Below are 20,019 nucleotides of genomic sequence, written 5' to 3'. Positions count from 1 at the left end.
ATAACCAAATATAATTTGCTTCTGCTCTCGCTTGCACGACAATTGCAGATCTGCTGGCACAATAGCCTTGTTGTTTTTTTCGCACGCACTACGTTGCCATTGTTCCGGCTGATTTGCAATCTGCCGGAATATAATATAAGGATCTTTGATCCGCTAAAAAATACCGCTGCCTTATGAAGTGAGTAATGAAAAACGAAGTTCTACGTTAGTCAATTCAATGTTTTACTACAAGAAATAGGAAGTAATCGGATCAAAGATCCTTATATTTAATTCCGGCCGATTTTTCGCTGTGCTCAACAACTCGTGCAAATCAGCCGGCACATTAGCGAACGTAGTGCTTATAAGGTCAGGATAAGAATCCACAAAGCATATGACTTTAACTCCTATAACTACTCTAACTCCTTTAACTACCGAGAAACAAAAGCCTCCCCACGGGGAGGTTTGGTGGGGCTTTTACTTCCTCCTTGTAATCACCTTTCCCGGTATCACGGTCAGTTTCATGGTGCCGTTTTCTTCTATTGCCACTTTCATATATCTTGCCTTTTCCACCACCTTTCCGTCAACTTCCATTACGCCCCATTGTCTCGGACTGTCCTCAAAGGCACAGAGCTTGCCTATCGGCGGCATTATCATTCTGTATTTCGGCGGCACTACGACTCTGTCGCCCGACTTCAATCCCCATTTCGTTCCGCTCTTAAACGGTTGTGCGTCGGTTATCCTTTCCAGTCTTTTCAGCCTTTGTTCCTGTTCCTCTTGTTCCTTTCTCAGTCTCTTTTCCGCAGCCCTTGCGCAGGCTTCCGTCTTCAGCCTCCTTAGCTGGGCTTCCATGTCGTCCTTTCCATCTATCCGTTCAGGCGTCATGCCTTTAGCCATGTGATAGAAGCGTCCGTCATTGTCTGCCGCTATAATACTTCCGTCAGCCAGTCTGCCGCAACACCAGTATGCCCTTTCCTCGTCACCTTCTATCACGCATGCCGATGTCTCGTAGCCCGTGCTAAGCGTCAGCGCAGCCTTGCGGCACGTCTCCGGCACGTTGCTGTCAGGTATTTCCAGATAAAAGCCGCGCCATGCCAGTTCGCCGCGTCCTATGCCCTGAGCGTTCACATACACATCCTTAGTCCTGCTGTATAGCGTTCTGCCCATCTTCAGCATCTCCACGCCTCCGAATACCATCACCTCCGGCTTCTCCCTGTACAGTCTGTTTGTCCTTATGTCAATATAAAACGTCTTGCATCCGTTGTCTTTCACTTCAACGAAGTCGTTCTTCACAAACCTCATGCCGCTGTATCTGTCTATTCTCATCATCACATTACCGTCGCCGTCAACCACGCCAACGCGCATGTCGCCGAATCTCACGGCAGCCATGTTGTCCTTTATGTCAAACACCTTCGCATATTGCGCCTTCGCCGTTATCTTCCTGCCGCGTTTCAGGCCCCATGTTCCGCTCCGTTTGTCCTTGTATGCCGTCAGTGCCTTAGCCTCCGTCTCGTCTCCGTCTTTGGCTTTCTCTATATATGTCAGCAGCCTTTCGTGGTTCATCACCACTTCCATTTCGTCCTTTCCTATAGCCTCTTCGTCAGCTGTCCGTGCCGTCGCAGCCAGTTGCCTGCCACGCCTTTCCGTCTCCGCCTTTCCCGTCATCCTGCCTTCAAACATAGCCTGCCAGTCGCGTTCCCTTGTCGGCAGTCCGAACACACGATACAGCCCCACGTTGTCTATCAGCATGCACGCATCCTTGCCCTTGCTCATTCTCAGTCCGCGGCCCACCTGCTGCAGATATTTAGCCAGCGACAGGGTAGGTCGGCCCATCTGCACAAACTCCACGTCAGGACAGTCGAAGCCCTCGCTGAACACGTCAACGTTCACCATCACTTTTATCCTTCCCGCCTTAAAGTCGTCCACCAAGGCTTTACGTGTCGCCCGCGGCGTCCTGCTGTCTATCGCCACCGCCTTCACGCCCCGTCTGCTGTAGTATTCCGCAATGTTCCTGGCGTGTTCAATGCTTATGGCGTACACAATGCCCTTTTTGCCGTCGGCATAGCGTTTCATGGCGTCATACAGCCTTTCGATGCTCGTCTGCCTGTTCAGCTTCTCGTTCATCTCCTTTATCTGGTAGTCGCCGTCGGTGCCCCGTCTTTTCAGTTCGTTTATCAGTCTCTGTTCCTCGCTCTCACGTCTTATCGACACATAGTCGAACACCGACAGATATCCGCGTCTTACAAACTCCGCAATGCTCCATCCCGATATCAGCTTGTCAAACAGATCCGTAAATCCCTTGCCGTTCATTCTGCATGGCGTGGCCGTCATTCCCAGTTTCTTAGCCTCCGGGTATCTTCGCCACAGTTCGGCGTAAGTGTCAGCCAGCGCATGGTGAGCCTCGTCTATCACTATCAGACTCGGCATCTCGTCCTTCACGTCCTCCCAGTGTCTCGCCAGCCATTGTATCGACAACACGTGGATCTTACTGGCGTAAGACAATTGAGAATTGATAATTGATAATGGAAAATTATGATTTGCCTTGTGCTTATTTATAGGCGTTGAACAACGTTTGTCACAATCTAATTGTGAAACATCGTTCGGTTTAACCCAATTATGAAACGTAGTTCGGTTTAACCCAATTATAAATTGTGAATTATGAATTATGAATTGTTCTACCGTTTCCTTTATCTGTTCCACCAGTTCCCGTCTGTGTGCAACAATCCACACGCTACGCGTCCGTCCTGTCGTTTCGTTATTAGCGTTTAGTTCTTCATTCACGAGTGCAGCCAATACTCTCGTCTTGCCGGTGCCCGTAGGCATCTGCACCATCACGCTCTTGCATCTTTGCCATTCGTCAATGATGCGAGCCATTATGTCCGTCTGATAGTCGCGTAAGTAAGCCACGGATTATGGAAGTGGTTGTTAGAAGTTGAAGGAGTTAAAGTAGTTACAGGAGTTAGAGTCAAATGCTTTGTAGATTATTATCATGACTTCACATAGTGCTTGCGACAATGACCAACAAGGCTAATGTTCCGGCGGAGCGCAGATCCGCCGGTACAATAGCATATTTAAGAATAGGAAGTAATCGGATTAAATAAATCCTGATATTCATTTCCGGCCGATTTTTCGCTGTGCTCAACAACTCGTGCAAATCAGCCGGTACAATAGCGAACGTAGTGCTTATGAGGTCAGGATAAGAATCCACAATGCATTTGACTCTAACTCTCACTTGCACGACAATTAATTTCATTGATTGTCGGCTGCGCTCGGCATAACCAAATGAGATTTGCTTCTGCTCTCACTTGCACGACAATTGCAAATCAGCCGGAACATTAGCAAACGTAGTGCGTGCGCTTCGTCGATTATTGTCAATTGTATTACATTGAATAGAATCAACAAGGCATTTGGCTTTAACTACTAGCCAACTCCGTTGGCGGTAACTTCTCTAACTACTTTAACTACTAATTACAATACCCAACAATGCATTTGGATTCTTCCCTCTTCCCTCTTCACTCTTCACTTAAATCAGTAGTTCTTATTATCAATATACACCTCGAGCAGCTTCGACACGCGGTCTTCGTTGTTCGGTACAACGTCCATGTCGGCTACGCAGGCAGGCACGAGGCAGCTCATGCCCTTTGTCAGATGCACCTGCTTTATCTCAGGCTCCTCGCCCTTCCACGACCTTATCACGATGTCGCTGCTGCCCTCAAGACACATATACACCACGAAGCTGTCATACTTATACAGCTTTCTGTGGAAGGCACGGTTCACCTCCAGCAGCTTCACCGTAAAGAACCTGTTCTCTGCCAGCAGCACCGGATGGTTCATCCTGCGCGTGTAGTGCGTGCGGTAGTCGTCCTCCACTTTATAGTCCAGCGCCTCCGATGCCAGCGCCGTGTGCAGTGCCCTTGGCTTGCCGTCAAGTCCCGGACGATTATAGTCGAATATGCGGTATGTCAGGTCAGAACTCTGCTGCACCTCTGCCAGCAGCGTACCGCTGCATATCGCATGGATGCGTCCCGACGGAATGTAGAACACGTCGCCCTCCTTCACGTCGTGCGATGCCAGCACGTCACAGATGCTGCCGTCCTCTATGCGCTTGCCATATTCATATTTCGATATCAGACTCTTAAAGCCGCTGTAGAGCTTAGCTCCCGGCTTTGTGTCCATAATATACCACATCTCCGTCTTGCCGAACGAGTCGTGATATTTACGTGCCATCTCGTCGTTGGGATGCACCTGTATCGACAGGTCCTTCGCAGCGTCGATAAACTTTATCAGCAGCGGAAACGTCTCGCCATACATGTCATAAACAGTACGTCCTATCAGTTCTTCCTTATATTCCGTCACAAGTTCGTTAAGCTTGCGTCCCTGCAGCGAACCGTTGCCCACTACCGACTCCTTGCCCGGTACGGCACTTATCTCCCAGCTCTCGCCTATAGGGGCAGTGTCGCCGTCGTTTATGCCTTTCAGGGCTTTCAGCAGATTGCCGCCCCAGACCTTTGAATACAAGTTGCTTTCGAATAATAATGGATAAAGCATGGTTTAGTCGTTTGTTGCAGTTTATAAGAATATTGTTAAATGAGAGCAATGTCACCAACAATTCAAAAAATAGTAAAAGCTCCTTTTGGTGAAAACAATAATAAATATTTTATTATCTTTGCACCAATGAAATCGTTTTTTCGTATAGTGTTATCTTATCTTTCGGCTATAGTGCTTGTTCCTATAGCCATAATAGCGAAGCTGTTCAGGAAATAAGAATTCTTATTTCTCAAATGGATTTTTGTATATGCCAAGCAACTGCTTAGTGAAGTAATAGAAGAACTGCATGTCGTCAACAAAATAACGCTTAAACAGGCGCTTTGGTTCTTTTATCACACGATACAGCCACTCCATTCCGCATTTCTGCCATATCATAGGCGCACGTTTCAGCGTACCAGCCTCGAAGTCTATCGTTGCGCCAAGAGCCATAAACACATCTACGTTTGGCATCCTGTCACGATATTTCATTATCCATTTCTCCTGTTTGGGCGCACCTACACCTACAAGAACAACGTTTGCGCCGCTTTCATTTACAATCTTTATCAGTTCCTCACATTCTGCCTCTTTCTTCTCAAATCCATACGAAGGCGAATGTGCGCCGACAACAATCTCACGGCCCACTTTTTCGTTGATGTTTCTTTTAGCTTTCTCTGCTATACCTTCTGCTGCACCCAGCAAGAATATCTTGCAGTCAGTGTCATCCTTATGATACATATAATATGCAGTAAAGAAGCTGCTTCCGGGAATAGCCTCCGGCAACGGATCTTTCAGCAGTTTAGACATCAGGTATAATATTTTGCTGTCGCATACCACCCATTCTGCCTTTTGATAAACATCATAAAAGTCTTTATCTTTCTGAAGTTTTACCAGATGGTCTACGTTAGGAGTTATCAATACGCCTTTTTTCAAGTTCTTCAATAGTTCTTTTTGAGTTATAACTTGAATTTTTGTATTCAAAAAGTTTATTGTCTTCATTTTAGTAATGTTTCGTAAATATTGTTCAAGTCGCTAAAGACTTTTTCCGGGAAAAAGTCCTTAACTATTTTATATCCGTTTTCACCCTGCGTTTTTATCTCGTCTTTGTTCTCAATATAATATTTTATGGCATCAGCTATTTCCTCTTGATTTCCGGGTTCTACCAATATACCATTTCTTTTATTCTCAACAACTTCAGGAATACCGCCTACGGGAGTTGATATTACAGGATGACTATAGCTCATGGCTTCCAATATCGCAATAGGCAGGCCTTCGTTATATGAGGGAAGGATATATACATCTTCCCAATTTAGGCATTCTTTTTTATGCTCACCGGCAATCCAGCCTTCATAACTTACAAAGCCTTCTAATCCATTATCTTTGATAAACTTATTTATGTCTCCGTCAACTTCATTTCCGCCCATTCTTAATAAGAGTTTATCCTTAAAAAACTCTTTTTCTTTACAAATGGCTTTTAGTAAATCGAATGCCCCTTTCCTTTTGCTTATTTCTCCCATATACAGCAAATGCAGTTTATCATCAATTCGCTTTATTGGTTTTAGTTCAGGAGGAGAAACGATATTATTTAATACGCATATTTTATTTTGATCAATACCGATAGAAATAAAATAGTGTTTCCACGATTCAGATAAAACAATCAGTTTATCACATTTATTGATTGTTTCTGTTATGTCGGCTTTATTAGTCGTATTATTGTAGAACTCTACGAAATCTGCTGCATGTTCATGCAATATTACTTTCTTGCCTAGCTTTTTTGCCAAATTAATAAAAATCTTACATCTGTAAAATGAGGCATTTGCAGCTCCATGAATATGTACAATCTTTATATTTTTATCAAATTTGCATTTAAGCCATGTACGTATAACGGCCTGTAATGCATACCATGATTTTACTAATTTATTTCCTAATTTCCATGTTGGTATAAACTGCATTCCTTCTATATACTTTTTATATGAAACTAATACTGCAGTCATACCTCCTTTGGTTTTCATGGACACACCAAGGAAGAGAATTTTTTTGCTGTCAACAAATATATTCATATATGAAAATGTTTTGTATTTCCTAATAATAAAAAATCTAATGTTTTATTTCTTTGAATTAAAATACCTATTTCTGTACATATAATCATTATTAAAAATGAGAGTATTGGAAAAACTATATAGATATCAAAATTTAAATTTGAAAATACACCACCTAATTTGTCGATTTTTATTATTGGAAGTATGGTTTCTAGAAAAATAGATTGCAATATATATATGTCTAAAGTATGCCTACCCATTTTTGTTAAATAGCTGTTTTCTAAATATTGTTTAATACTATTTATTTTAGAAAGTCCATACATTAATCCTACTAAGAATATACTCGAAGAAATACCTATTAAAATTTTTCCTAAATAAATTATAATTGATGGAGATATCTGATGTGTCTTTATAAGATCAATTAAATTTATACCTTTGAGAGGCAAATCACCTGTAGTAATCGTTAGAATCGCAATATATATAATAGCAGACATCACGCTTAAAAGTTTATAGTGTGTCATAAATCTATTGAAATAAATACGTAATAACAATCCACATAAGAAGCTAAAATACATAATAGGAATTTGGTGAGTTGTTGTTATATGAGCTATAAGTAATGTAAGTATAATATATAACGGCAAGCTATTTGTAAGACGGATTCCTATATAGGATATAATATAACATACAAATAGACTTTTTAAAAACCAAAAATGTTGAAAAAACACAAAAAATGGGCTATATGATAATGATGTATTAATTAAAGTATTCATCATATATATAATTAAATATAATATGATACTCCATGTAACACATGGTAGAATTAGTTGAATACTTTTTTTCTTTAAAAAAGCAATGAAATCTAATTTCATTGAAGAAGCACTAAAATAGCCTGAAATAAACATGAATAATGGTAAATGGAAAGTATATATTATTTTATGCATAGAATTACCCCATACATCCCCAGTTTGTAAATGCTGAATTGTATGTCCCCACAAGACCATAAACATAGCAAACATTTTTAAAAAGTCAAAGAATGCTAATCTTTGACTTTTTGTATTTTCAAGTTTTATCATAATTTTAATTATGTGTACCAATAATTTTTTATTACTTTTTCAATATCATCAAAGCTTAAATATTTTTCAGAAAGTCTTTTCCTGTCTTTCTTTTGCAACCATACTCCAAATGCGAAATCATTATTTAAGCATGATCCTATCTTTTTATTAAAGTCATTAACATCTTCACATTCAGATATATCTATTTGCGGAAAAACATGTTTGTCTGTAATAAAATGATTTTTCAGATGTAAATAATGTTCCGTGAATATTGCATAAGTATAGTACTCTGAAAATCTGTATGTATTACATAAATGCCTCTTCCACCCTCCAATATACCCATTGCCGATTGTCTTTAATAGTGCTTCTATATTTTCTCTGACAAAAGCTACAGGAGTATTCATATAATTCCATTTATTAATATCATCAATTTTTCCTGTATACTTTAACAAATTATATGCAGCGTTACAATAGTCATCGTGGCTTGGCTCATTTATATTGAGAACTCTATACATCAACCATTTTCCTTCTTTATATAATTCGTCAATCCTAAACGGTTTCATCAAAACTGTTTCTGAATCAATATTCAATGTTACATCAAATTCTTTTCCAATTACTTCAAAAACACCCAGTTTACATATTTGCTGTATTATCCATTCACGTACAGGAATTGTAAATGGGCTAACATGAAAATGATGCCCCATAATTTTCCAAGGTAACCTGATTAAATACTTTGGTAATATTACAGATTTCTTGTATACTTTATGTCTGCCATAATTTAAATCCGCAAACATATCTGCATCTTCATCATTTACAAATATAAAGTGTGAAATTTCAGAAGCAAATCTATCTATACTTTCACAAAGCAATTTACATTCCCTATAATCATTTTTATATGATTGTGTAACTATCGCTATTTTCTTATCCATTTTATATTCTTTTCCTAATTAATTTTGCAGGATTTCCTCCAACAATACTATATTCATCGAAGTCTTTTGTTAATACAGCACATGCGCCAACAATAGTACCACGTTTAACATGTCTTCCTGGAGTTAAAAATGAACGCATACCTATCCAACAATCATCTTCTATTATAGTCTGTTTATCAGGATAACTACCTTGAAGTTTTATTGGTATATCAATTCTATCAAAACAATGATTCCCATGTAATATATGAGTTTGGCGACTAACCATAACATAATTACCTATTATTGTATCATTAGGAATATCGGTATTTGCCCCAAGGGTACTGTGATCCCCAATAATAAGTCCTTTTCCATTTCCGAAATGTGCTTTTCTATTGATTGTATCAATCTTTCCGCATTTTTTTGCTATCTGTTTTACACAAATGATTCTAATTTTATTACAAATCTCTCCAATAATAGGTAAATAAGAATCTGGTAAATACTGCGCAAAACCATAATACAAAACCAAAAAAATAATTCTCTTCATATTTGTAAAAACTTTTTGAATAAGCACTGATATAATTTTGCTACTCGAGTATAGCATCTAATCAATTTGGAATTATCAATATATAAAACAATTCGATTTGAGAGTTTTACATATTTATATAATTCCTTATTTAAAAGAATCTTCCTTTTATACAATATTGCATAACAATCAAGTAAATTTTTACCATTAGTAAAACAATTTATCATACTATTAGCTATGAATTTTAACTCTGCAATATCTATTCTTTTTATATATTTTCGTTTCTTATCAAAAAAAACTCTTAAATTATCACAACACTGTATAAACTGAATAATATTTTTTTCAGAGATTGATGCTGTATATGATCCTCCATTATAACAATCATAGTGATACAATGGTAAATTTACAAAATCAATTACTTTTGCATAATAAAGTAATTTGGGAATCGTTACATAATCCTCTCCCATATTTATTCCATTGGGGACAGTAATATTATTATTATCATATAAGCTTTTTCTTATTAATCTACCCCAAATCATCATTGTTGCATCACGCGATAGAATGTTTAAAATCAAACTTTGGATATTATATTCCATCAATGGCAAAATATTATTTACTTTATTTTGTCTATATAATATATATCCACACGTTACTATGTCAGAATTATTCTCATTTTGTTTTTTTACAAGTCTTTCAACAATATCTTTCTCAACATAATCATCAGAATCAACATGCATAATAAACATACCTGTTGCATTTGTTATTGCTGTATTTCTAGCAGCTCCTAACCCTTTGTTTCTTTCATGATTTATTATTCTAACACAATTCTTTCTTACTGGATACTTTTCTATAATAGATTTTAAAACATCTATAGAGTTGTCTTGTGTGCAATCATTGACAAATATGTACTCTATATTTTTATATGTCTGTTCAAACAAGCTAATTGCACACCGTTCTATATATTTTTCCACGCCATAAATAGGGACACATATAGAAACAAAATATTGAGTATCGTCCATATTAAATTATTTATTAGTATTTTTATATGCATTCATTTACTTAAGATACCGCAGTATTTAAAAAGTTTTTTGATGCCTCAATAAAGTTTCTTATTTTTCTTTCAACATTCTCTGTATAAGGATTTGCCGTCGTTATATTAGGATTTTCACTATTACTATATACAAAATTACTTGTTAAACCAATTTCCTCTAATATATCTTTTATACGACTATCTCCTGTATATGGTGAAATAGAAATAAATGGTTTACGATATATCAAAGAAAACATCGTTCCATGAAAAGAACTTGTTACTACATAAGAAGCATGTTCAAACAACCATAAGAAATCAGAAGGTCCTATACCTTTTATAAATTTGTATTTTCCTTTGTATCTAAACCTGTGGTCTCCTATAACAATAATTGGCAATCTAGTTTGATTTTCTATCTTTTTTAGTATATTTTCTAATGCAGGATAAGGATTAAACGCATACATCAGCATATATACTAATATATAATTACCTCCAATATTTATTCTTGATTCAGATGATATTTCTTTATAGTCATCTTTTGACAACAGCATTGTAGGATCACATGTATTGCGTACCAATATATCTTTTGAAATATGCAAATCATTGATTATATCAACTGCACTTTTCTCACGTACGCCAATATATTTATAATTATATAATCTTTCTCTAATAGAATCTTTATATTTATCATCTAATGAGTCGTTTGCAAAACAAGCAGAAAAAGCGATCTTGGGCTTATTTTTAGGAGCGAAGCACAAATAAAAATTAGGATCGTTTTTAACAGTTCTTGTATTCCAAACTTGATCGCTACCAGTAACATAAATATCATACAATGGAGGGTTATTATTTAACGATTGTATGTTTGGATATTTATTTTCAGATAAATTAAAATATTTATTCTGAAATTCTTTAAATCTTTTATTAGTTCTATATTTTTTTTCAAATATATAATCGAGAAATATACGGGCCCATCCTCTGATTCTTTTTATTATTGTTTTTTTATTTTTATGAAAAGCATTTGGAAATACATAATCAATTATTTCAACATGGTAATTTGTATTTTTTTGTAAATATCGTTGTAATGCAAATGCTTGTAAAGCTGTTCCAAAATTAGTAAGTCTGTGGATTGTTATTATTCCGATACGCATAATTAAGATACTTAAATTTATATGATTTATATATAACAATTATTACAGGCATAAAATAAACTGCACTAATTACTCCTGTAGCTGTTTCCATTACAAATAAGCCGAGCAATAATCCTCCTATAATTCTTACAGGTATATAGACTATGCAATGTTTGAAAATGGATAAATAAAAGATTATGTATGCAATTGCTCCAATAATACCACGCTCCGGAAGTATTTGCATCCATGAACTTTCAGCTCCTAAAATATCACTATTACTACCAATTTGTCTCAAAACATCAATACTTCCTGGACCATTTCCAAAAATAGGATTCATCTCAAACATTCTTAACGCTACCGCAAATTGTATTTCTCTACCTGCAACAGTGCTTCCGCCACCCTCAATAGCTACGTCTTCATCAAACAGAGATGTAAAGTTCAGTATATATTCTGGGAAGAAATAGAAAAAAACAAATATTCCGATTAATAATGGGAGAATTACTTTTATGTTCAGTATCTGTTTAATACCAAATAATCCGAATACCAAGAATAGAATTCCTACATAAGCAGTTTTAGAATTTGCAAGAAAAACACCTATGAAACTTAATATTATTGATATCTGCAATAATTTTTTCTTTATATTCAAATCTTTGAAAAAATTATTTTTATATAGTAACATGAGTAAAAAGAAGAAAAATGCACATGCACATCCAAATTCTATAGGTATACCGAAAAATGAGTATGCTCTTACCATACCAAAACGCATTGCCATTGTACCACGAATAGAAGGTGGAATATACCACATTCTTCCCATTGTTGACTCATCGTGAGGTGAATTATTATATACATAATTCAATATAGGGTTGTCTTTGAATATTGATTCAAAAATGGCTAATCCTACAATCAAAAATACGACAACAATACTTGCTTTTACGAACAAACGTATATCTTCTTTTGTTGTGATTAATTTTTGAAAGATATACATTAGACCAAAAGTCATCAAAAAAAATTTAATTACAGCATTTATTCCACCTGATATAGGAGCTATCGAAACGATAAACGATAAAAGATATGAAATAGAATAAGCTATTACTGCTGTACCTAAAATGAAACGATCATTATGACATATTTTGGACTTGTTTTTATATTTAAAAAAATATATACAAAATAGAATTAAAGCTACACCTAAATTTAAAGACATGGCAGGTGAACTATATTTTAGTGCAACCTGTGCATTAAACAACATCTGAAAAGGCATCCAAATTATAAATGTCTTTTTAAAATCTCTCAAGGCACATATTGTTACAAACAATAAAATAATCCAAGCTAAAAGCATAGTATAATTATTTGGTAAATATAATTTTTAAAATCCCAATCATTGATGAACGAGGATGTTTTAACAAACTATTAAAATTACGTGTTAATGCGATTTTGTTCAGAACTTTTTTAAATGACATAATATCATTTTGTTTACATTGCAACTTACTCAATATGACTTCCCTTTGTTTGTTCTTGTGAGCATTTTCCTTCATCTGCCCTTCAGCTACAACTTCAAACTTATGAGTTACTAATTGCGTATCACATTGTTTTAATACATCGTTACCTCTTTCTGTAAAAGCAATAGCACAACTAACACCTTTATCTTCTTTAGAATAAGTCTTTCCCCACAAGTCTCCTATTCGTATGTCTGCAGCAGATTTATCATATTTATATTTACATTTATCATAACAGGCCTTACCTAAACATACATCACTTAGGAATAATCGATAGAACATATCACCTTGTGATAATCGTGAATTAAAAAAATCATTTTTCCCTTTCATTAATAAATTATATGAGTCATGCCAGTTCACTGATTCAATCTCTTTCATATCATCAGTTGACATTGTTAATGGATCTTTCCAACCGATAAACTTATTACGCCATGAAATGTACGTAAGTTTACCCACTTTTGCTTCAGCCCATTTCACATATTTATCCCATATTAGCATAGACGGTACTCCATGACAGAAAAAATCCAGCAACACAAAATTATCTTCTTTTTTAAATTTGCGTATATATCTTCTAAAAGAGTCTATTTGGCATGGCGTTCCTGTTACAAGATATTTTTCTTTTCTATTTATTGCTTTAAATCCATTTACAGTATAACTTTGTATATACTTACTACCAATAGAATGTATAAGTTCTGTATCATTGGTGGCTATATAATGCTCCGCACGATTTGTTTCAACATTGTATCTGACACCACAAACTTTATATCCCTGATTTATTAAGTAACGTCCTATTTCAAAACCGACACCACCAGAAGAACATTTGCGTCTCACAGCCGGCTCTTTACTCCATGCTGCGTAACTCTTTAAAGGTGAATTATTAACGCTTAATTCATCATGACTGTAGGCACAAACATCCACACATAAACCACAGTTTGTACACTTTGATGCATCGGTTATATTTGGTTCATAAAAACCATCACTATTTAAACTGATTTCTATAATTTTTTGACTGCAAACAACTGCACAGACTCCGCAGCCATAACAGTCATGTATATTAGATATATTCATTTTCTTATCTTGTTTATTATTTCTAATACTTTATTTTTACAAAATAGTTTTTCGTTTCTACTTAATCCTAATAAATAGCTAATAGTCATTGTTGACATGAATGATATAATACATATAGCAATGAATGTTAACCATGAATTTCCTTTTATTAATAGGAATGCAATTATTGGAATAATTAATGAAAGAATAGAAATTATGAAAACACGTAGAGTTACTGTCTTGATGAACATTGTAATTGGTAAACCTATTGTTTTGTTCAGAAGTATTAGTCTTGCAAAATGGCATGCAATAGAAATAAAAATTCCTACAAACATTGCAGAATAAGGTGGATACCCAATCTTTAAAAACAAATATGCAATTGGTAATGTTAACAATGATATTCCTCCTACCATTATTTGATAATCTCTCACTTTCCCAGAAGCGTGCATTGATGTAATTAATGTGCCAGATAATGAATCTATCAATGCTGTTATCAATACGAGTCTCAGAAATATTACCGTATATTCAGGCACATTTCTTAGCCAAATTTCAAGAATAAAAGGCGCTTCCAATACTATTGGTAGAGACATAGTTAATAAAAGAAGATATGACAATTTACTTCCTCTAAAAACTAATTTAAACATATCATGTTTTTCATTGGATGCATAAGATTTAACAATCTGTGGATTCATGGCCAACTGAAAATTATTAACAAAACCGTTCATGGCATTTGAAACTTGATATGCTATACCTCTAGCTGCATTAACTGCTGCACCAAAAAAAATATTTAAAAGTACATTGATACCTTGCTCTTTCGCCACGCCAGCTAATGAACCAATAAGATTCCAACTTACAAAAGACATTACATTTTTGCCATACTCTTTATTCCACTTCCAGTCGAAGACACAATCAGGAAAATTTCGTTTAGCATAAATTCCATATATGATTCTGATTGTAACAGCAATAAGTGCAAGTAATATAGCATAAAGAATTAATTTGTCAATAGGAGAAATAATAATTAAATAAACTATTAACAACTTTAATGTTACTTCTACAATGCTGACATAAGCAAATGCTTTCATCTTTTCATAAGCTATAATTGCAGCATTGTAAGGAACACTCACCACATTAATTATAAACGTTAATAAAGAAAACTGAAACACCCAGTTTGCTGCAACATAACGGTTTGCAGGAAAATTCATGTGGGTGTTTAAAAACCATGTTCCTAATGTTTCCGCCAAAATTAAAATTATTCCACCTAATATCAGATGAATCATCACAGCTGTTGAGAACATTGATCTTACATTACCTTTTTCTTTCTTACCTATTTCAAAAGATAAAAATCTTTGCGTAGCTGTCGTCATCGCACCGCTAATTACGGTGAACATTGTAACAAATCCTCCAACAACATTGTATATACCAAAATCAACTTCACCGAGTGCTGATAATACGACACGTGATGTGTAAAGAGTGATTGCCATTGTAAGTAGCATTCTAAAATACAACAATAATGTATTTTTTGCTATTCTTTTGTTATTTTGTGTAGTATCAGTCATTATTTAGTATAAAATAGGCGCAAAGTACAATCGGGCTTGCGCAATTATTAATTAAAAATTAAAAGTTAAACGTTTTAGCGGAAATGAATTGTTACAAGTTAAAAATTAAATACCATTGCATTTTTTGAATTATAATGCTGTTGATTGTACCTATTGAATGTTGTATCATAGAGCTTTGAATCTATTTTTTGCTATTGTTATTTCTTTCATAACGTGTTGATTTGCGAGTTAAAACTCAGTGAGTTTTGAGGAGAAAAACAATGATTTTCTATGTAGAAATGATTGCTTTTCGGGAGTTATGAAGTTAAGCCATGTGCTTTGTGGTCTCTTATCATAACTTCGTTTTTACTTCTGTTGCTAGTAAATTATCTTTACATGTAGGCTGCATAATCACCTTGTGGTAAGGTTGTATATATTTTGTTCGTTATACAACATTTATTGTTCTATATCAGAAAATCTTTTTTCGGTTTTGAAAAAGATTTTGAAAATAAATATTTACATTTTATTTTTCGGTTTTATTTTTTTATTTCAAAAAAGATTTGGACTTTTTCGCGTTTTTTGCTACAGGTAGTGATTAAAGCCTGCAGTGCTCTGTCAAAGGACAACCGCACAGATGCAAGTCGCTGTATATATGCATGTTACGTTTGTTTCTTATGCCATTTTCTGCCTTCCAGAGCACTGTAAGAGTGATAGGGTGGTAAGCTGTTTTCAAAACTTTATATATATATGCAATAAAATAAATTATCGGCATGTATATATATTCATTTTATTTTTTTTGCGCGTATATAATATAAAAAGTTTATAAATAGGTGGTAACCCTGTCACTGCGTGAATTAAAAAGCCCCACCAAACCTCCCCCGTGGGGAGGCTTTTGCTTCTCGGTAGTTTGAGTAGTATTTTCTAAGTGAAGAGCAGGCGCAAAAGCGCAACTAAAAATGAAAAATTAAAAGTGAAAAACGCCTGACGGAAGTGAAGAGTTAAGAGTGAAGAGTGAAAAATCCAATCGCTTTGTTAGATCTTTTCGCAAGCACTATGTTTGCTATTGACTCTAACTCCTATAACTACTTTAACTTCTTTAACTCCTATCCGGATTCTGCATCTGTCCTTCTTTTTTACCTCTATTCTTAATAGTTTATCTTTACATATTGAGGGCATAATCACCTTACTGTAACCTTATCACGTTTTTGCGCATTTTAGTCGATTTTCAACATATAATGAATGTTAATTTTTTGTCATCCAAAATTTGGATATTAACATTGTTAACGTTTTTTTACTCGCTTTTTTAGGCATGTTTTCGCATAAAAGTGACAACCTTGCCTATAAGGTTGCAGTGGTATACGCCTCATCATCACGCATTATCTTATATCATTTATTATCAACGACTTACACCAGATAATGGTTCCGAAATTACGACAAAACAGGCATTAGGGTGTGATAGGGTGGTAAGTAGGTTTCGTAACTTTTATATAATATTTGTTTTTTGTCTCATCCAAAATGGATATTAACACTTATATTCCTCGGGCGCGCGCGTAAGGAGTTTATAGAGCAGGTTACTAGCCTATAACAGGGTGAATTAAAAATGAAAAACGCCTGACGGAAGTGAAGAGTGAAAAGTGAAGAGTGAAAAATCCATGTGCTTTGTTGGTTCTTTTCGCCTGGGCTGCTATTCTCTTTTTTCCTCTTCCGTCTTGAAGTTGCCGCGCCAGGCGATTGAGCCTTTAGTGATGAGGCGCTCCATAGGGAGACACTCGTAATAGACGAAACTTCTGAGGAAGGCCAGTATGCTGTTGTCGTTAGACTTTCTGGTGCCGGTGGTGAGGTCGATGGTGTATGACTCGGTAAGATGGCCGTGATCCCATACTTCATAGTCGGTGCGGCACTCCGGTGTATGCGAAAGATCCATGGTCCATGTGCCGTCGGGACGGCCTTCGGCATCACAGCGGCCGGTGAAGATCTCGCCGGAGAAATGACCGTTTATGGCACCACAGGGATGACCGTCGCTCATTTCCACTAAGAGAAGATTGTCAACGGCATTTCTGCCGTTCTTGCCGGATGACTTATACTTATAGATGCCATTGTGACGGCCCTCGAAATAGTCGACGTAGAGCAGCTTGTTGGAACCATGGCGCTTATGATGGAACTTCCAGCGGCCATGCTTGCTGCTGTGCAGATAGGTGCCGCTGACATAGTCGGTCGTCTTGCCGTGAGGGTGGTAATAATATTTGCCCAGATAATAGAAGCTGCCCTCATAGACGCGGCCGTCGGCATGCTCGTCGTAGTAATAATAGGCCTTTCCGTCGAGATAGCGGCCGGCATAGTGCTTGCAGCCGTTACGTATTTTGTGGATAAAGGGAAATTTAAGTAGTTCCTTAAACTGCCTGGACAGTGTGTCAAACATATTTTTTCTTTTTGTTTTATTTGTGCCCTCCCGGCTGTGGAGGGCATTAAACATCTACTATGGCGTCAGCCGCAACGGGTCAGCAGAAAATAGTCAGTAAGAATGAATTAACCGATGTCGATGATTGATATTAAGAGTTAGTCGGTTTAATGTTATATGATGTATTTGTTTTTCTGTACTGCTGACATGTTATTACGCCAGATTTATCATTCTTGCAATATTGTGATTTGTATATTGTTGAAGGCAAGGCCTTAGCATCAGGACTAACTTTCTTAATTTTTAATTGCTCAAGCCTGCTTTTCGTTATTCACTTAGAAAAATCGAAACATAAGCCTCCCCACGGGGGAGGTTTGGTGGGGCTCTTTATTTGCACCTCAGTCTCTTGTGAGTTGTGTGATGAGCTGTGTGAAGTAGTTGCGCCACTCGTTGAGCTTTTCTTGTTCTGCCTGCTGTTGTGGCGACTTGATGAGGCGATAGTTTTCTATCCTGCGCTTGTAGCCGTCTACTATTATCGAGTTGGCGGCCAACAGCTGGATGCAGGTAAGGCTGTCGCCAGACTTCAGGTTGTTGTCTTAGACTGCTTTAATGAATCCGTGACGTACATGCAGCTCTGTTTCTAGTGTCCTGCAGCTGCGGCAGGTTGACTTAACTAATTTGTCGATAACCACTGTGGTTAACAGACGTGCCTTCTTTTCGGCTGATTCTAAATTTTTCATTGTTGTATAATTGAATTTACACAATATCATTTTTGGTGCCGGCGGATTATCATCGGTAGTTATAGTAGTTAAAGAAGTTATAGTAGTTAAAGTCATATGCTTCGTGGATTCTTATCATAACTTTTTGTGACGGGGATTATCATCTGTAGTTATAGTAGTTAAAGAAGTTATAGTAGTTAAAGTCATATGCTTTGTTGATTTTTATCATAACTTCATAATCACTACGTTTGGTAATGTGCCGGCGGATCTGCGCTTTTATCGGTAGTTATAGTAGTTAAAGAAGTTATAGTAGTTAAAGTCATATGCTTTGTTGATTCTTTTCGCAAGCACTATGTTTACATATGACTCTAACTCCTAGCTCACCTTAGTGAGCGATAACTACTTTAACTCCTTTAACTCCTAATCTTTCGTACCGGCGGATCTGCGCTCCGCCGGAATTGAATATAAAGATTTGCAATCTGATTACTTCCTATGTGGCATTACATCATAACTTTATACCAAACATTAGCAAACGTAGGTAGTGATTGCGAGTAATTTCTTTAGCCTTTAATTTTTACTTTTTATTTTTTTATTGCCATCTGTTCACTGTTAATTTTTCACTTATATAGCGTTGCGTTAGCAACTTTTTTGTCCCGTTGGGGACAAAATGGTGAAATATGTTCAGAGTGGCTATATCTTTGCACAGTCTGTAGCTAATGGAGTGGGGTGTTATCCTGCCGATGAAGCTTTGGGCGATGTGTGTCCGGTGTATTTTTTACCTGACTGATATTGCCCGCCTTTACGGTTAAGTTCTGAAATTAATTGGAGATATGATGATATATGTGGTGTTTATTATGACGATTCTGTTACTCTATCGGATCGAGCAGGTCGCGCGATATATAGACCTTGGCGCTGCCGAGGATGCCGATGTCGATGACGAGGCTGGTGCTGTTGTCGGGACACTGAAGGACATAGCCTTCGAGGCCCATGAGCTTGCCTCCGTTGACGCGTACTTTCTCGCCACGGCGCAACGGGCGCGGGTCGATGGTTACGTCGCTATCGGCATCGCTGACCATGCGCATAAGGCTGCGCATCTGCTGGTCGGGGATGACGGCAACGGGGCGGTGGCCGTTTTCGGGACTGCCGGCTATGTTGACCATGAAGCGCTTGATGTATGGCAGGAACACTATCTCCTTGCGGCGCATGAGGTCGGTGCAGCGGATGAAGACGAGGGTGGGGAAGATGATGCGCTCTACGAGCTTGCGGCGGCCGTTGCGCCATGTGCGCATCTCCTTCTGCGCTGCCACATAGACCTCATAGTCTTTTTCGCTGTCAGGCTGCGACGCAATGCGTGCCAGAAGCCTCTCGCAACAAAGTTTTTCGGAGTTGTTGTTTACGACGGCTATATACCAATGTTTGCCGTTTTTGGCTGCTTTTGGCACGCCTACGGCGCCGTCGGTAGGTGTTACCGTCGGACTTTTAACATGCATCGGTGTATTACTATCCATAATAGTCTCGTCTGCTTAGCTCAACAAATTGATGACTCACTCTTACGAAGAGTACATCTAACGTTGCTAAATATTTGATAATCAGAGAATAAGAATCAATATGACATAAATTTGGTTCACAGAAGTTCATATTGTAACAATTTTGT

Annotated in this window: 15 protein-coding genes; all 15 read right to left on the bottom strand. The window is 36.9% G+C overall.

Features of this window, described 5'->3' with window-relative positions:
• Nucleotides 1-453: 453 nt before the first annotated feature.
• Nucleotides 454-2,883 (bottom strand): DEAD/DEAH box helicase, encoded by a 2,430-nt coding sequence (locus tag EJL04_RS07325; RefSeq protein ID WP_125104532.1) that lies wholly within the window; start codon nt 2,881-2,883, stop codon nt 454-456.
• A gap of 621 nt (nt 2,884-3,504) precedes the next feature.
• The gene (locus tag EJL04_RS07320) at nt 3,505-4,524 is read right to left on the bottom strand and encodes a type I phosphomannose isomerase catalytic subunit (protein ID WP_125104531.1); all 1,020 of its coding nucleotides are present in this window, start codon (nt 4,522-4,524) and stop codon (nt 3,505-3,507) included.
• Nucleotides 4,525-4,746: 222 nt separating this feature from the next.
• The gene (locus EJL04_RS07315; RefSeq protein ID WP_125104530.1) at nt 4,747-5,499 is read right to left on the bottom strand and encodes a WecB/TagA/CpsF family glycosyltransferase; all 753 of its coding nucleotides are present in this window, start codon (nt 5,497-5,499) and stop codon (nt 4,747-4,749) included.
• Nucleotides 5,496-6,560: a glycosyltransferase family 4 protein gene (locus EJL04_RS07310; RefSeq protein WP_125104529.1), complete on the bottom strand. Its 1,065-nt coding sequence runs from the start codon at nt 6,558-6,560 to the stop codon at nt 5,496-5,498. The genes EJL04_RS07315 and EJL04_RS07310 overlap by 4 nt, the downstream gene beginning before the upstream one ends.
• Entirely contained in the window at nt 6,557-7,612 is a 1,056-nt protein-coding gene (locus tag EJL04_RS07305; protein ID WP_125104528.1) for an acyltransferase family protein, read from the bottom strand. Before EJL04_RS07305 ends, EJL04_RS07310 begins: the two co-directional genes overlap by 4 nt.
• A gap of 8 nt (nt 7,613-7,620) precedes the next feature.
• A complete protein-coding gene (locus EJL04_RS07300; protein WP_125104527.1) occupies nt 7,621-8,520 on the bottom strand; it encodes a DUF6492 family protein in 900 nt (299 codons plus the stop codon).
• A 1-nt stretch (nt 8,521) separates the two neighbouring features.
• The gene (locus EJL04_RS07295; protein ID WP_125104526.1) at nt 8,522-9,043 is read right to left on the bottom strand and encodes an acyltransferase; all 522 of its coding nucleotides are present in this window, start codon (nt 9,041-9,043) and stop codon (nt 8,522-8,524) included.
• Nucleotides 9,040-10,041, bottom strand: a complete 1,002-nt coding sequence (locus tag EJL04_RS07290) for a glycosyltransferase family 2 protein (protein WP_125104525.1) — start codon at nt 10,039-10,041, stop codon at nt 9,040-9,042. Before EJL04_RS07290 ends, EJL04_RS07295 begins: the two co-directional genes overlap by 4 nt.
• Before the next feature lie 40 nt (nt 10,042-10,081).
• Complete coding sequence (locus EJL04_RS07285; protein WP_125104524.1) at nt 10,082-11,197, bottom strand: polysaccharide pyruvyl transferase family protein; 1,116 nt, start codon at nt 11,195-11,197, stop codon at nt 10,082-10,084.
• Nucleotides 11,160-12,512 carry an O-antigen ligase family protein gene (locus EJL04_RS07280; protein ID WP_125104523.1) on the bottom strand — a complete coding sequence of 451 codons (1,353 nt, stop codon included), beginning with the start codon at nt 12,510-12,512 and terminating at the stop codon, nt 11,160-11,162. Before EJL04_RS07280 ends, EJL04_RS07285 begins: the two co-directional genes overlap by 38 nt.
• A 7-nt stretch (nt 12,513-12,519) precedes the next feature.
• The gene (locus EJL04_RS07275) at nt 12,520-13,737 is read right to left on the bottom strand and encodes a Coenzyme F420 hydrogenase/dehydrogenase, beta subunit C-terminal domain (RefSeq protein ID WP_125104522.1); all 1,218 of its coding nucleotides are present in this window, start codon (nt 13,735-13,737) and stop codon (nt 12,520-12,522) included.
• A complete protein-coding gene (locus tag EJL04_RS07270) occupies nt 13,734-15,272 on the bottom strand; it encodes a lipopolysaccharide biosynthesis protein (RefSeq protein ID WP_125104521.1) in 1,539 nt (512 codons plus the stop codon). Before EJL04_RS07270 ends, EJL04_RS07275 begins: the two co-directional genes overlap by 4 nt.
• A gap of 1,663 nt (nt 15,273-16,935) precedes the next feature.
• Complete coding sequence (locus EJL04_RS07265) at nt 16,936-17,670, bottom strand: hypothetical protein (RefSeq protein WP_125104520.1); 735 nt, start codon at nt 17,668-17,670, stop codon at nt 16,936-16,938.
• 374 nt (nt 17,671-18,044) lie between these two features.
• Nucleotides 18,045-18,197 carry a hypothetical protein gene (locus tag EJL04_RS16345; protein WP_164511730.1) on the bottom strand — a complete coding sequence of 51 codons (153 nt, stop codon included), beginning with the start codon at nt 18,195-18,197 and terminating at the stop codon, nt 18,045-18,047.
• A gap of 1,034 nt (nt 18,198-19,231) precedes the next feature.
• A complete protein-coding gene (locus EJL04_RS07260; RefSeq protein ID WP_241209959.1) occupies nt 19,232-19,873 on the bottom strand; it encodes a transcription termination/antitermination NusG family protein in 642 nt (213 codons plus the stop codon).
• Between the last annotated feature and the right edge of the window lie 146 nt (nt 19,874-20,019).

Origin of the sequence: Prevotella marseillensis (assembly GCF_900625065.1) — a bacterium.
Classification (GTDB): domain Bacteria; phylum Bacteroidota; class Bacteroidia; order Bacteroidales; family Bacteroidaceae; genus Prevotella; species Prevotella rara.
This window is presented reverse-complemented; position numbering and strand designations above follow the sequence as displayed.

Coding starts and splice junctions, on each gene's coding strand:
- EJL04_RS07290 (WP_125104525.1), bottom strand. CDS start 10,041: ATGGACGATACTCAATATTTTGTTTCTATATGTGTCCCTATTTATGGC.
- EJL04_RS07295 (WP_125104526.1), bottom strand. CDS start 9,043: ATGAAGAGAATTATTTTTTTGGTTTTGTATTATGGTTTTGCGCAGTAT.
- EJL04_RS07315 (WP_125104530.1), bottom strand. CDS start 5,499: ATGAAGACAATAAACTTTTTGAATACAAAAATTCAAGTTATAACTCAA.
- EJL04_RS07320 (WP_125104531.1), bottom strand. CDS start 4,524: ATGCTTTATCCATTATTATTCGAAAGCAACTTGTATTCAAAGGTCTGG.
- EJL04_RS07285 (WP_125104524.1), bottom strand. CDS start 11,197: ATGCGTATCGGAATAATAACAATCCACAGACTTACTAATTTTGGAACA.
- EJL04_RS07265 (WP_125104520.1), bottom strand. CDS start 17,670: ATGTTTGACACACTGTCCAGGCAGTTTAAGGAACTACTTAAATTTCCC.
- EJL04_RS07280 (WP_125104523.1), bottom strand. CDS start 12,512: ATGCTTTTAGCTTGGATTATTTTATTGTTTGTAACAATATGTGCCTTG.
- EJL04_RS07300 (WP_125104527.1), bottom strand. CDS start 8,520: ATGGATAAGAAAATAGCGATAGTTACACAATCATATAAAAATGATTAT.
- EJL04_RS07270 (WP_125104521.1), bottom strand. CDS start 15,272: ATGACTGATACTACACAAAATAACAAAAGAATAGCAAAAAATACATTA.
- EJL04_RS07305 (WP_125104528.1), bottom strand. CDS start 7,612: ATGATAAAACTTGAAAATACAAAAAGTCAAAGATTAGCATTCTTTGAC.
- EJL04_RS07260 (WP_241209959.1), bottom strand. CDS start 19,873: ATGGATAGTAATACACCGATGCATGTTAAAAGTCCGACGGTAACACCT.
- EJL04_RS07275 (WP_125104522.1), bottom strand. CDS start 13,737: ATGAATATATCTAATATACATGACTGTTATGGCTGCGGAGTCTGTGCA.
- EJL04_RS07310 (WP_125104529.1), bottom strand. CDS start 6,560: ATGAATATATTTGTTGACAGCAAAAAAATTCTCTTCCTTGGTGTGTCC.